The sequence below is a fragment of the Actinosynnema sp. NPDC020468 genome (genome assembly GCF_040642015.1).
In the GTDB taxonomy this organism is placed as follows: Bacteria; Actinomycetota; Actinomycetes; order Mycobacteriales; family Pseudonocardiaceae; genus Actinosynnema.
Genome location: NZ_JBFAEO010000030.1, coordinates 42,203 through 55,787, shown reverse-complemented (window position 1 = coordinate 55,787; position 13,585 = coordinate 42,203). Strand labels below are relative to the sequence as shown.

9 protein-coding genes and 1 pseudogene are annotated in these 13,585 nt (G+C 71.1%); 6 read left to right on the top strand and 4 right to left on the bottom strand.

The annotated features are described in order from the left end of the window. A complete protein-coding gene (locus tag AB0G50_RS21865; RefSeq protein WP_360111539.1) occupies window positions 1-807 on the top strand; it encodes a hypothetical protein in 807 nt (268 codons plus the stop codon). Then, on the top strand, window positions 804-2,912 hold the full coding sequence (locus tag AB0G50_RS21860) for a hypothetical protein (protein ID WP_360111537.1): 2,109 nt from the start codon (window positions 804-806) through the stop codon (window positions 2,910-2,912). The genes AB0G50_RS21865 and AB0G50_RS21860 overlap by 4 nt, the downstream gene beginning before the upstream one ends. Here AB0G50_RS21860 and AB0G50_RS21855 read toward each other — a convergent pair. After that, window positions 2,909-3,685 (bottom strand): hypothetical protein, encoded by a 777-nt coding sequence (locus tag AB0G50_RS21855; RefSeq protein WP_360111535.1) that lies wholly within the window; start codon window positions 3,683-3,685, stop codon window positions 2,909-2,911. The genes AB0G50_RS21860 and AB0G50_RS21855 overlap by 4 nt on opposite strands. Before the next feature lie 177 nt (window positions 3,686-3,862). Here AB0G50_RS21855 and AB0G50_RS21850 point away from each other — a divergent pair, with 177 nt between their 5' ends. Beyond that, a complete protein-coding gene (locus AB0G50_RS21850; RefSeq protein ID WP_360111533.1) occupies window positions 3,863-4,471 on the top strand; it encodes a hypothetical protein in 609 nt (202 codons plus the stop codon). Between the two features lie 401 nt (window positions 4,472-4,872). On the opposite strand, the gene AB0G50_RS21845 is transcribed toward AB0G50_RS21850, so the two are convergent. Beyond that, the gene (locus AB0G50_RS21845) at window positions 4,873-6,810 is read right to left on the bottom strand and encodes an ATP-binding protein (protein WP_360111531.1); all 1,938 of its coding nucleotides are present in this window, start codon (window positions 6,808-6,810) and stop codon (window positions 4,873-4,875) included. A gap of 117 nt (window positions 6,811-6,927) precedes the next feature. Between AB0G50_RS21845 and AB0G50_RS21840 the strand changes: the two genes are divergently transcribed. Further along, window positions 6,928-7,332 (top strand): type II toxin-antitoxin system VapC family toxin, encoded by a 405-nt coding sequence (locus AB0G50_RS21840; protein WP_360111529.1) that lies wholly within the window; start codon window positions 6,928-6,930, stop codon window positions 7,330-7,332. A gap of 204 nt (window positions 7,333-7,536) precedes the next feature. Here AB0G50_RS21840 and AB0G50_RS21835 read toward each other — a convergent pair whose 3' ends face one another. Continuing rightward, a complete protein-coding gene (locus AB0G50_RS21835) occupies window positions 7,537-8,214 on the bottom strand; it encodes an MBL fold metallo-hydrolase (RefSeq protein WP_360111526.1) in 678 nt (225 codons plus the stop codon). Between the two features lie 125 nt (window positions 8,215-8,339). On the opposite strand from AB0G50_RS21835, the gene AB0G50_RS21830 reads away from it, so the two are divergent. Continuing rightward, window positions 8,340-9,518, top strand: coding sequence for an acyltransferase (locus AB0G50_RS21830; protein ID WP_360111523.1), 1,179 nt, complete (start codon window positions 8,340-8,342; stop codon window positions 9,516-9,518). Here AB0G50_RS21830 and AB0G50_RS21825 read toward each other — a convergent pair. Continuing rightward, window positions 9,464-10,159 (bottom strand): annotated as a pseudogene (locus tag AB0G50_RS21825) (maleylpyruvate isomerase family mycothiol-dependent enzyme); the annotation flags it as partial. The gene AB0G50_RS21830 and the pseudogene AB0G50_RS21825 overlap by 55 nt on opposite strands. Window positions 10,160-10,392: 233 nt before the next feature. Between AB0G50_RS21825 and uvrA the strand changes: the two are divergent. Further along, window positions 10,393-13,269: an excinuclease ABC subunit UvrA gene (gene uvrA / locus AB0G50_RS21820; protein ID WP_360111520.1), complete on the top strand. Its 2,877-nt coding sequence runs from the start codon at window positions 10,393-10,395 to the stop codon at window positions 13,267-13,269. Window positions 13,270-13,585 lie beyond the last annotated feature (316 nt).

Here is a 13,585-nt window from a genome sequence, read left to right as displayed (position 1 = left end):
GTGGGCGTGTACGTGTCGGCGCTGCGCGTGCCCAAGCGGGGCAGCACCCTGGCCGAGTGCGAGGACGCGAGCAGCGTCTTCCCGGACGCCGGGTCGGACGTGTGGCTGACCGACCCGGTGTCCGTCGCGCTCTCGGACGGCGCGTCGGAGAGCCTGCTGGCGGGCGAGTGGGCGAGCCTGCTCGCCGAGTCGGTGGTCGGCGCGCTGCGCGACGACGGCCGGGCGCTGCGGGACCGGCGGGTGTTCGCCGACGTGCTGGTCGACGCGGGCAAGGCGTGGCGCGGCTGGGTGCGGGAGTACGTGGCGAACCGGCGGGCCACCGGTCGGCCGATCATGTGGTACGAGCAGCCGAAGCTCGACCGCGGCCCGTACGCGACGCTGCTGGCCGCGCGGTTCGAGCCGGTGGCCGACGCGATCGCGTGGCGTGCCGCGGCGCTCGGCGACACGTGCCTGTTCCAGACCAGGGGAGGCCGGTTGCTGCACGCGTTCCCGCTGGAGTCGCACCGGGAGTTCACGTCCTCGCCCGGTCTGGTCAACGGCTACAACCAGGACCGCGCGTTGGTGGCCAGGCACGTGCGCACGATGTCCGGCCGCGCCGAGGAGGGCGACCAGTTCTTCCTGTGCACGGACGCGCTCGCGGCGTGGTTCCTGGCCGAGACCGAGCGCGGCGGGCAGCCGTGGAACGCGCTGTGCGACTTCACCAGGTCGGGCGCGGTGGACGAGTTCGAGGCGTGGTTGGACGACCGGCGCTCGGCGGGGTCGATGGCCAACGACGACGTGACCGTCGTGCACGTGGACCTGGGGTGAGCGCGGCCGTGGACCCGCGACCCGTCAGATCGTTCCCGACCGGCGCGACGTACGTGGAGGCGTTGCAGAACACGGAGTTGTGCTTCCGCGGCACGGACCTGGCGGGCGCGGCCGTGCGGGTGGACGCGCTCGGCCGGCCCCGGGCCATCTCCGGCAACTTCGCCAGCGTGTTCTCGTTGACCGGCGCGGACGGCAGGCGGTACGCGATCAAGTGCTTCACCCGCGAGGTGCAGGCGCAGTCCGCGCGGTACAAGGCGATCGGCGAGCACCTCGGCGGGTTGGCGCACGACTGGGCGGTGGGTTTCGAGTACGTCGAGCGCGGCGTGCTGGTGCAGGGCGACTGGTTCCCGATCCTGCGGATGGAGTGGGTCGAGGCGGTCGGGCTCACCCGGTGGATCGACCGGAACCTGGGCCGGCCCGCGGTCCTCGCCCGGGCCGCGCGCGCGTTCGCCGACCTGGTCGCCGACCTCGCCGCCGCCGACATCGGGCACGGCGACCTCCAGCACGGCAACCTGCTGGTCGCGCCGGACGGCACCATGCGGCTGGTCGACTACGACGGCATGTACGTGCCGGCGCTCGCCGGGATGCCCGCGGCCGAGCTCGGGCACCGCAACTACCAGCCGCCCGGCCGGTCCGCGACCGACTTCGGGCCGACGGTCGACCGGTTCTCGGCGTGGGTGATCTACCTGTCGCTGGTGGCGCTGGCGGTGGATCCCGCGCTGTGGGGCCAACTCCGCGAGGAGGACGCCGAGCACCTGCTGCTCGCCGAGTCGGACTTCGTGGAGCCGGACACGTCGTTCCGACTGTCCACTTTGCTCGGTCACCCGGACGTCCAGGTGCGCGCGTTGGCCGGGCGGTTCCACGACGTGCTGGCGCGCGGCGGGTCGCCGCCGGTGCTGGAGCCGGTGGAGATCACCGCCGCCGCGCCGGTGAGCGGGCTGCCGTCGTGGCTGACCCAGCGCGTCCGGCCGGTCGAGGTCGCGCCGCCGCCGTTGCCGCGGGTGGTGTTCACCCGGCGCGCGACGTTCCTCAGCGTGGCGACGTGGGGGCTGCTCGCGGTCCTGCTGGTGGCGGCGCCGCTGGCGTTCCTGACGCCGGTGGGCGTGCCGGCGGTCGCGGTCGGGGTGCTGCTGGCCGGGTTCGGTTGGGCGGCCTGGTCGACGGCGGCGTACCTGCGCCAACCGGAAACCGCGTTGGCGCGCCGGGCGCGGGCCGAGCGGGGTCGGGCCGACGGCGGTCGCACGGCGGCGCAGCGGGCGGTCGCGGAGCTGGACCGGACGTCGGAGAAGTTCGACCGGCGTGCCGACGAGACCAAGGCCGCGGCCGACCGCAGGCGGCGGGAGTCGCAGCAGCGGCACGACCACGAGCTGACCGCGTTGCAGCGGACCGTGCAGCAGGCGTTGGTGCGGATCGACAACGAGCTGCGGTCGTTGATCACCGAGCGGGCCGCGGCCGAGCAGGACTCGTTGGCGCAGCGGCAACGCGAGCACGTGCGGCACAAGCTCGCGCGGTTCACCATCGAGGCGGCGGGCATCGACGGGATCGGGGCGACGCTGGTGACCAAGCTGCGGGACGCGGGCATCGCCACCGCGGCCGACTTCACCGGCGTGCACTACAACAACAGCGGCCAGTACCAGAGCCGCATCGCGAACTTCGTGCTGGTCAACGGGTACAGCGTGCGGGTGCCGGGCATCGGCGAGGTGAAGGCGGGCCGGCTCGACGGGTGGCGCGCCGCGCTGGCGGCGGAGGCGACGGCCGACTGCCCGACGTCGCTGACCTCGGCCGAGCTGCACGACATCAAGAGCCGGTTCGACGCGCGGGCGTCGACGCTCCGGGAGGACCACCGGGAGGTCGTGACGGCGGGCGAGGCGCAGCGGGAGGCGTTGCTGCGTCGACTGCGCAAGGAGCAGACCGCGCTGGGAGCGGAGGCGAAGACGGCGAACGAGACCCAGGCCCGGGACCGGGCCGACCACAACCGCAGGCTTTCCGAGGCCCGCGCGGTGGCCGACCGCGCCGTCCGCTCGGCCGCGGAGGCGGGTGCGCTGGCCGACTCCTACCGCGCCGTCACGTTCGGCAACTACGTGCGCTTCTTGCTGACGTTCTAGAAGCTGGGGTGCGCCAACCCGGAGGTCCGCCACGCCCGCAGCCCGGCCGTGATCACACCGCCGAACGCGAGCGTGTCCTCGTGCGAGGCGTAGCCGACCCAGTCCACGCCGGCCGAGGTCCACACCCCCTCGGCACCGGTGTAGACGGGGTCGACGAGGTCGACGTCCAGCAGGTACCCGGGTCCGCCCTCGCGCAGTTCGACCACCCGGCGCACGCCGAGGTCGCGCACCGCCCGGCGGAAGGCGAGGATCTCCTTGCGGCGGACCAGGGTTTCGCGCACCACCAGCACGTCGGCGGGCGGCGGCGCGTCGATCATCGGGTGCCACCTGAGGTCGGTCACGCCCCAGCGTCGGGCCAGCCAGGTCTGCCAGTCCTGCTGCTCGGCTTCGGTCAGCACCCGGCGGTAGGGCAACCGCGGCCCGCTCGGGGGACCGTCCTCGACGGCGAGCCGTTCGACCACGTCGAGGAACAGCGCGCGCTCGGCGGCGACCGCGTCGGCTTCCGGGCCGGGCGGTGTCGGCTCCGGGGTCGCCTCGGCGGCGAGCCGGAGTTCGTCCAGCAACTCCGCGCGTTCGGGCAGGTGGTCGAGATCGAGCCGTTCGACCTCCACCAGCACCGCCTCGACCAGGCGGTAGCGGGGAAAGATCCGCTTGGCCGCGGCGGAGTAGTCGTTGCCGGTCCGGCGGGGCACCTTCGCGTAGGCCCGCTGGAGCTCCCGGTACCGCTCTTCGAGGTACCGGCGCGCGGCGTCGTGCACCCGGCCGTCGTCCACCGGCCGATTGTCGCGGGTCGACCGAGGCTTACCAGAGGCGGGCTCGGGCGGCGTTGGCGTTCGTGCTGCTCGTCGTCGGCGGTCCGGGCAGCTGCTGAACCTGCCGCCCAGCGTGCGCGCCGTCGCCTGGAACGGCCGGTGTCGGCCGCCGGGTGGCGCGTGCACGAGGATGGCCCGGTGAAGTGGACGCGTGCGGTGCACTACCTGAGGGACCTGGCGACGACGTGCGCCGGCCTCCACGAGCGACCGAATCCGATCATCCGGCTGGCGGTCGTCCGGTTGTGGGCGGTCGGTGAGGTGCTGGGGCCGGTGCGCGACGTCGAGCGGGTCACCGTGGCGCTGGAGGTCGACCTGCCGGTGGACGAGGTGCCGTGGCGCTGCGAACCGGCGGGCGCGGAGCACTGGGGCAACGCGACCCGCCTGACCCGCAACCCGATCACCCCGCTGTGGCGTTCCGCGCACGCGCCGGTCTGGAACCACCACGTCGACCGGCCCGCCCTGGTGTGGGACCGGGAGGTCGGGGTGGACGAGGAGGTGCTGTCGGCGTTGGAGGAGGGCCGAGGCGATCGGGTTCGCCTGGGTACGCCTCCGGTGGAGGAGTTGAGGGAGCGACTGGACGCCGAGCTCGCGGTGAGCCTGCGCGCGTTGCGTTCGCGGACGCTGGCCTACGAGGACAAGCGTTGGAAGCCGGGCAAACTGGAGCCGGTCGCGGACGACCTGTGGCGTGCCAGTGAGGGCTACCTGGACGTCCTGGACGCGGTGACCCGCCTGAAGTCCGTCACCTGACCGGGTTCCGGGTTTCCTCGACCAGTTGCCGAAGTGCCTCGACCGGTGCGGGGACGAGGTCGATTCCACGGTCGGCCAGGTAGTCGGTGATGAAATTCTCGACCAACGATGGATCGAACCTCTTCATTGTGCGCGCGAACACTTCCGGCCCGACAGGTAGTCGAACACCTCCACTGGGAGGTGGCCTGCGGAACTGACACCATGGTGGCAACAGAATGATGGGGATCAAGCCCGCCTCTGCGAGCTCGGGGTGAGAGCATACTGTGGAGATGCAGTCAAATAGGCGAGGTGCTTCCTCGACATCTTCTGTCGTCTTCGGAAGTAGATGGTGCAGGCCGCGTTCCACCACGTCTTGCGGCAGCCGCCAGGCGTCTCGGGAAAATGAGGTCGCCAGGTGGTGTTCAATCGCACTCCGTCGTCCAACTCCGAGAGTATGTTTCTGAGGATGCCGACGTCAAACTGGATGAATGTGGGTAATCCGGCCGCGCCAGAGGTGACGTGATCCATTGGGCCACCCTGTCGAGCAACGACTGCTCGTTCGCGTCGGAGGTCACGTCCGTGCCTGCGAGAGCGTTTCCTCCTCTGAGGCTGCCTTCGAGAACCGGATCACCGAGCAGTCTGGCTTCTCTGATGCGTGGCGTGCCGTCGGGAACCTCCCGGCTGATGTGCCAGGTATCTCCTTGGACGAGGGTCAGCCCGTCGACAAGGCTGAGCCACCCCTCCTCGTCCAATCCGGCGCGCCGGAGTCGAACGGTCGAGCGCCGTGCGGTCAGGTCGCCTTCCTCGGTCCCGAGCAACTCCGCAACAGTGGTCGAGCCGTTCTCCAGGGCAACGCGCAGGCAGACGAGGTTCGCCGAGTAGGTGGCGACGCGGGACACCAAGGTCAGGCCCGCCGGTGAGTAGGCCGGGAAGTGGTCGCTCTTGGCACGCTCGTGGAATGACCTGACCAGGTCGCCCAGCACTTCGAGCAGACCAGCCTGAGTTTCCCGGTCGTAGCCCGCGAACAAGCCGGCCGCGAAGTCGAGTACTGGGTTTCGCTTGGTGAAGGGCTGGTGCGAGATCAGGGCGAACAGGAGGGCGTCGTCCGGCAGGACCGCGCCGTCGTCCAACACCCGCGTCTCGCGGAATCGCTTCTCCGCCACCAGGTCTCGGAGCAGTGCGAGTGACAGGTCGGCGATCAGGTACTCGCTGAACGTGGCGTGCAGGAACTCGAAGGTGCGGAACTCGGGCGAGGAGGCGTTCGCCGTGTTCCAGGCGTCGATCCACTTGCCGACCCGGCCGTTGTCGAATTCCTCCAGCTTCACGATCGGCACGCCGTCCGGGATGCGTGCCCGATCCACGACGAGAGTTCGCGAGGTGATGACGACCGCCACCGGTCGGCCCAGGTCGGCCTCGCGTTCCTGGAAATCGCGCACCTGCTGGAGGTAGGCCGACTGCGTGACGCCGCTGGCCTGCACGAGTTCGTCAAAGCCGTCCAGCAGCACGACGCGGATGCTGTCCGCGCATTCGTCGGCGAGGCGACCCCAGTCGACGCGTTCGGACAACTCGTCGTGCAGCGCCGCCTCGATCTGGCGGCGAACCCCGTCCTCGGCGTGCACCTTGCGCAGTTGCACGGTGACCACCGCGTACCCGGCACCCGGGAGCCGTGCGGCGAGCACGGTCATCAGCAGCGACTTGCCCGCGCCGGGATGGCCGAGCACCAGCAGCGGGCGGACTGTGCTGTCGGTGGTCGACAGGTGGGCCGCGAAGAAGGTGTCGATGTCCTCGGCGACCTCGGTGGTCTCCTGCCACCAGGTCTCCGACGACGGCTCCGACTTCTCCTGGTACACGGCGAGGCGGTACGCGGGCGCCACGAAGCCGCGTTCGACGGTGGGGAACCGCGCCTTGGTCGACGTCGCCCGGCTCGACCGGAGCAGCGGTTTGTCGAGAGCGGCGCGGGCGATCGTCTCCAGTTTCTCCCGGTACGACCTGACCGGCCCTCGGATGAGGGGTGTGCCCAGCGCCAGGAGGCGGTGGAGGCGTTCCAGCGATTCGGTCTGCACCACGAGCGCCCCGCGCAGCGCGGCGTCGGACTCCCGGATCGCGTCGCGCGTCGCCGAGTGCTCGCCGAGGAACGCCCAGATCCCGAACTCCGGCACCGTCGACGCGAGGCCGAGGTAGTGGTGCACGTACCTGTCCCGCGCGCCCGCCGCGAGCACCGCCCGGTCCTTGCCGATCTCCGGCCAGGTGGCGAAACCAGCGAAGAAGTCCAGGAAGTGGGTGACGGCGGAGGCGAAGAAGTGCGCGAGCCCGTCGTCCAGGTTGTCCTGGAACCCCTTGGTGGCACCGGGTGCCGGCACGTGCAGGTCGACGAGCCGGGCCAGGACTTGCTTCCGGGACCCGGGTGGCTCGGCACCGAGGGCGCGGAACGCCTCGCGGTCCGTCGCGCCGATACGGCGACCCAGGGGAGAGGGAGCGTGGCTGAGCGGCACGGGTCGGGCGTGTTGGACACCTGCGCCTACATCGACCTCGGCCGGCTCGATCCGGCGCTGCTGCCGGAGGTGCCCGAGTTGACTGCGATCACCTTCGCCGAACTGCACCAAGGGGTGGCGATGGCCAAGGACGCCGCGGCACGGGCCGCGCGGAGCGAGAAGCTGGGTGCGGCGATCCTGGAGTTCGAGCCTCTGCCGTTCGACGGCGAGGCCGCCACCCGCTTCGGCACGCTCGTGGCGCTGACCCTGGACGTGAACCGCGACCCGAAACCGCGCCGGCCGGCCCTGATGATCGCCGCCATCGCGTCGGCGCGAGGCCTGCCGCTGTACACGCGCAACGCCAAGGACTTCGCCGGGCTCGACAGCATGGTCGAGATCATCGAGGTGTGAGAATCGGCCCGTCGACCCGCCTCGACCCGTCGCGGACGATCCGGCCAGGCGCCGCGCACCACGGTCCAGGGGTCTGGTGCCGAAGGTGCTCGACACTCGTGGAACCGTCCGGAAGGCATCCGACAGACCACGCCCCGGTACATCCCCCGATTAGTTCCCCGCGGCGATGCGGGGCCGTCGGCCAGGGGACGGCCCCGTTGGCGGTCACCAGCCGCGTGAGCGCCACTCCGCCAGGTGCGGACGCTGTGCGCCCAGGGTCGAGTCGTCGCCGTGGCCCGGGTAGAACCAGGTGTCGTCCGGCAGCACGTCGAACACCCGCGACGACACGTCCTCGATCAACGACGTGAAGTTCTCCGGTGACGTGGTGCGGCCCACGCCGCCCGGGAAGAGCGAGTCGCCGGTGAACAGGTGGGCCGGGCCGGCCGGGTCGCGGTAGAGCAGCGCGATCGAGCCCGGCGTGTGGCCGCGCAGGTGGATCACCTCCAGCGGTACCTGGCCGACGTGGACGGTGTCGCCGTGCTCCACGAACTGGTCCGGGGGGATCGGGAGGGGGCCCGCGTCGTCGCGGTGGGCGACGGTGTTCGAGCCGTTCGCGCCCGCGACCGCGCCCAGGGCGCCCCAGTGGTCGGCGTGCTGGTGGGTGGTCACGACCGTCTTCAGCCTCGGGCGCGAGCGGGCGTGGCCGATCAGGTCGGACAGGCGTTGCGGGTCGGCGGCGGCGTCGATCAGCAGGGCCTCGTTCGTCGCGCGGCAGACCAGCAGGTAGGCGTTGTTGTCCATGGGGCCGACCGACACCTTGGTGATGGTCAGGGCGTCCAGGGTGCGCCTGGCGGCGGGACCGTCTGGGGCGACGTGTCCGGTGTAGTCCTCTAGTACGTCCACGGCCGCGAAGGTAGCCGACGGGTGCCCTTCAGGCTGCGGTCAGGTTGATCCCATATCGTTGGTAACGATCATGACCGCCGCACCGACATGACTTAATTCCGAGCCGAACTGGGTATCTGGAACTCGTGCCAAAGACTCGCCGGATCAACTGGGACGTCCTGCGCGTGCTCGCGGTGGGCGCCGTGCTCGTCCAGCACGCGACCCACGCGGGACCGTCCGTGCACCGCGAACTCGGCCGACCACCCTTCACCGTCTCACTGGAGATGGGCGCCAGCACCCTGGTCGTCATCTCCGCCTTCTTCGCCTGCGCCTCGCTGGCGAAGGGCGAGCCGGCCCGCTTCCTGCGCAACCGCCTGGCCAGACTCTTCCCGGCCTACGTGGTCGCGGCGACCACCACGTACGCGGTGCTGAGACACCTGGCGCCGGAGGGCTGGAGCCAGTTGGAGCCGCGTGACCTCGTGGTCAACGCCTTCATGTTGCAGAACTGGTTCCCCGACGCGCGCCTGGTCGACTTCTCCTACTGGACCCTCCCGGTCCAGGTCACGGGATTCGTCGCGGGCGCCTTCCTGGTGTCCCGGGTGCGCGGCGCCGGCCTGCCGGTGATGTTGTGGACGCTCGTCGTCGGCCCGCTGGTGATGCGGATCTGGACGGCCGAGCCCGGGCTCGTGCGCACCGTCTACGACGGTCTCGGCGTGCACCGCGGCCAGCTGTTCGCGGCGGGTGTCGGCATCTTCCTGTGGTCGAGGGGCAAGCTCGGCACCTCGCACCTGGTGGCGCTGCTCGCCGCCGCCCTCGTGGCGCAGGCCGTGCACTCCGGCGACGTGAAGTCCACGCTCGCCCTGGGCGTGATGCTCGTCGCCGTCGCCGCCTGCGCGGCCGGTCCGGACTGGGACATCGCGCCGATCCGGGCCCTGGCCAGGCCGGTCAAGTGGCTCGCGGGCATCTCCTACGGCGTGTACCTGGTGCACCAGGAGATCGGCTACGTGGTGATGGCGGAGGTCGCCGACCTGGGTCCCTGGGTGGAGCTGGCCGCCTTCTTCGGCGTCGCGATCACCCTCGGCTGGCTGCTGACCAAGTTCGTGGAACGGCCCGCGTACCGGGCGCTCACGGCGGGCCGGCCCGCGCTGGCCGGCCTCGTCCTCACCGCGCGGCTACGCGCTCACAGCCACTTCGGCAGCGTCGGCGCGGTGCCCTTCAGCTCCGCGCCGCTCTGGCGGCCCGTCAGCCATCCGAGAACGTCGGCGGCCGAACCGCTCACGGTGGGTGACGTCTCGGTACCCGCCGCCAACACCCAACCGCGCTGACGGCCGTCCGGCAGCGCCACCTCCACCTGGACGGGGGGAGCGTCGGCGTGGCCGGCGATCGCGCCGGCCACGTCGTCCAGGAACACCTCCAGCAGGTGCGCCGGCACGTCGCCGAACCCGACGCCGGCGTCCAGGTCGACCAGGTGCAGCCACACCTCGCGCAACCGCAGGAACGGCACCCGGTTGGCCGGCAGCGGCGCGCCCGAGCGCCCGGCGACCTCGGCCTCCCACGCCGTCGCGGGCAGTTCGGCGGCTGCCTGGGCGAACCGCTGGCACGCCGCGTCCAGGTCGGCCCGCAGCACCTGGGCGAGCCGGCCCGCGCCCTCGGCGATGTCCGCCTCGCGGTCCGCGGCGCTGGGGTACATGGGGTGCTCGACGCCGGTCTTGGCCCACGTGAGCAGGTTCACCAGGGCGTCGGCGTTGCGGGCCAGGTGGGTGACGACGTGCGCGCGGCTCCAGCCCGGCAGCAGGCTCGGTCCGCCCAGCGCGGCCTGGTCGAGCCCGTCGACCACCTCGTACAGCGCGCGGGTGGCCCGCGCCACCTCCTCCAGGTTGGCCTCCGGCACCCCGGACGGGTGCTCCCGCGGCGCGGGTACGCTCGCTGCGGCGGCGCGGACCTGGGCGGCATCGGCGAAGCTCATGGGCACCTCATTCCAGACGACTTGCGGCCGAACGGCCTATCACCCCAGCGTAGGGGCGTCGGAAACCGACCGGTAGGGCCGTTGGCGCACGATCGGGCGAAGAGTGCCCCGAACGGTTTTGTCGGTGGTCGCGCCTAGCATGGTCCGTGCCCTCCCCGGCAGACCCGAACCAGTGGTCCAGTACGCTTTTCGAACGTCTGTTCGGGCATGGTCGAAAACCGAAGGGAACCGTTGTGGCTGACCGCCTTGTCGTTCGCGGTGCGCGCGAGCACAACCTGCGGGGCGTGGACCTCGACCTGCCGAGGGACAGCCTCATCGTGTTCACCGGCCTGTCCGGGTCGGGCAAGTCGAGCCTGGCGTTCGACACGATCTTCGCCGAGGGGCAGCGCCGGTACGTGGAGTCGCTCTCCGCGTACGCCCGGCAGTTCCTCGGCCAGATGGACAAACCGGACGTGGACTTCATCGAGGGCCTGTCGCCCGCGGTGTCGATCGACCAGAAGTCGACCAGCCGCAACCCGCGCTCGACGGTCGGCACGATCACCGAGGTCTACGACTACCTGCGGCTGCTCTACGCCCGCGCGGGCAAGGCGCACTGCCCGACGTGCGGCGAGGCGATCAGCAAGCAGACGCCGCAGCAGATCGTGGACCAGGTGTTGGCGATGGAGTCGGGCACCAAGTTCCAGGTGCTCGCGCCGGTGATCCGCGGCCGCAAGGGCGAGTACCTCGACCTGTTCCAGAACCTCCAGTCCCAGGGCTACTCCCGGGCCAAGGTCGACGGCGTGGTGTACGCGCTGGGCGAGGTGCCCAAGCTCAAGAAGCAGGAGAAGCACCACGTCGCGGTCGTCATCGACCGGTTGAGCGTGAAGGCGAGCTCGAAGCAGCGGCTGACGGACTCGGTGGAGACGGCGCTGCGGCTGGCCGACGGCCTGGTCGAGCTGGAGTTCGTCGACCTGGAGGAGTCCGACCCGAAGCGGGTGCGCGGCTTCTCCGAGAACCTGGCCTGCCCGAACGGCCACCCGCTGGCGATCGAGGACCTGGAGCCGCGGTCGTTCTCGTTCAACTCGCCCTACGGCGCGTGCCCCACGTGCACCGGCATCGGCGTGCGCAAGGAGGTCGACCCGGAGCTGGTCGTGCCGGACGACGAGCTGTCGCTGGCCGACGGCGCGATCGCGCCCTGGGCGTCCGGGCAGACCTCCGAGTACTTCACCCGGTTGCTCGAGTCGCTGGGTTCGGCCATCGGCTTCCGGATGGACACGCCGTGGCGCGGGCTGCCCGCGAAGGTGCAGAAGGCGGTCCTGCACGGCGTGCCCGAGCAGGTCAACGTGCGCTACAAGAACCGGTACGGCCGCGAGCGGTCGTACTACGCGAACTACGAGGGCGTGATCCCGTTCCTGGAGCGCCGCCAGGAGCAGACCGAGTCCGAGTTCATGCGCGAGAAGTACGAGGGCTACATGCGGGAGGTGCCCTGCCCGGTGTGCCAGGGCACCCGCCTCAAACCCGAGATCCTGGCCGTGACGCTGCACCACGCGCGCAAGGGCGACAAGTCCATCGCCGAGGTCTGCAACATGTCCGTCGCCGAGTGCTCGGAGTTCCTCGACGGGCTCAAGCTGGGCAAGCGCGAGTCGATGATCGCGGGCGCGGTGCTCAAGGAGATCCAGGCGCGGCTGCACTTCCTGCTCGACGTGGGCCTGAACTACCTCTCGCTCGACCGCGCGTCGGGCACCCTGTCCGGCGGCGAGGCGCAGCGCATCCGGCTGGCGACCCAGATCGGGTCCGGGCTGGTCGGCGTGCTCTACGTGCTGGACGAGCCGTCGATCGGGCTGCACCAGCGCGACAACCACCGGTTGATCGAGACCTTGACCAGGTTGCGCGACCTGGGCAACACGCTGATCGTGGTGGAGCACGACGAGGACACCATCCGCACGTCGGACTGGGTGGTCGACATCGGTCCCGGCGCGGGCGAGCACGGCGGTCAGGTCGTGCACAGCGGGCCGTACCAGGCGCTGCTGAAGTCGAAGACGTCGATCACCGGGCAGTACCTGTCCGGCCGCCGGTCGATCCCGATGCCCGAGACGCGGCGCAAGGTCGACAAGAAGCGGCAGCTGACGGTCGTCGGCGCGCGCGAGCACAACCTGCGCGGCATCGACGTGTCGTTCCCGCTCGGCTGCCTGGTGTCGGTGACGGGCGTGTCCGGGTCGGGCAAGTCCACGCTGGTCAACGACATCCTGGCGACGGTGCTCGCGAACAAGCTCAACGGCGCGCGGCAGGTGCCTGGGCGGCACACCCGGATCAAGGGCCTGGAGCAGGTCGACAAGCTCGTGCAGGTCGACCAGTCGCCGATCGGCCGCACGCCGCGGTCCAACCCGGCGACGTACACGGGCGTCTTCGACCACGTCCGCAAGCTGTTCGCGGCCACGACGGAGGCGAAGGTGCGCGGCTACCAGCCGGGCCGCTTCTCGTTCAACGTCAAGGGCGGGCGCTGCGAGGCGTGCGCGGGCGACGGCACGATCAAGATCGAGATGAACTTCCTGCCGGACGTCTACGTGCCGTGCGAGGTCTGCAAGGGCGCGCGGTACAACCGGGAGACGCTCGAGGTCCACTACAAGGGCAAGACGATCTCCGAAGTCCTGGACATGCCGATCGAGGAGGCCGCGACCTTCTTCGAGCCGATCAACGCCATCCACCGGCACCTCAAGACGCTGGTGGACGTGGGGTTGGGCTACGTGCGGCTCGGCCAGCCCGCGCCGACCCTGTCCGGCGGCGAGGCGCAGCGGGTGAAGCTGGCGTCGGAGTTGCAGAAGCGGTCGACGGGCAAGACGGTGTACATCCTGGACGAGCCGACCACGGGCCTGCACTTCGAGGACATCCGCAAGCTGCTGGGCGTGATCAACGGGCTGGTCGACAAGGGCAACTCGGTGATCGTGATCGAGCACAACCTGGACGTGATCAAGACCTCGGACTGGGTGGTCGACCTGGGGCCCGAGGGCGGTTCGGGCGGTGGCGTGGTGGTGGCCGAAGGCACGCCGGAGGCGGTGGCGGAGCACGAGTCCAGCCACACCGGGGCCTTCCTGCGCGGTGTGCTCGGCACGGAGGAGGCGGCAGTCGGCTGACCGCGTCGCAGTACGGCCGCGGAGGTCTCGGCGGTGCGGTGAGCGGGGCGGGGCTCTGCGCGGAGGGTGCGGCGGTGCGGGTTCGGCCGGCCGTGTCGTGGTCGGGCGCGCCGGAGATGGCAGTCGGCTGACCCGCCCGGGTCGGGCGCGGCGGAGTGGTGGGCCGGTGGTGCCGCCGCGCGGTGCTCGGCCGCGTGCCGCGATCGGCACGGAGGAGCCGGCCGTCGGCTGACCCGCCCTGACGGGGGTGGACGGCCGGGCAGGCGGTGCCGCTGCTTCGCCCAGCCGCGTGCCGGGATCCGAGGGCGTGCCGCGA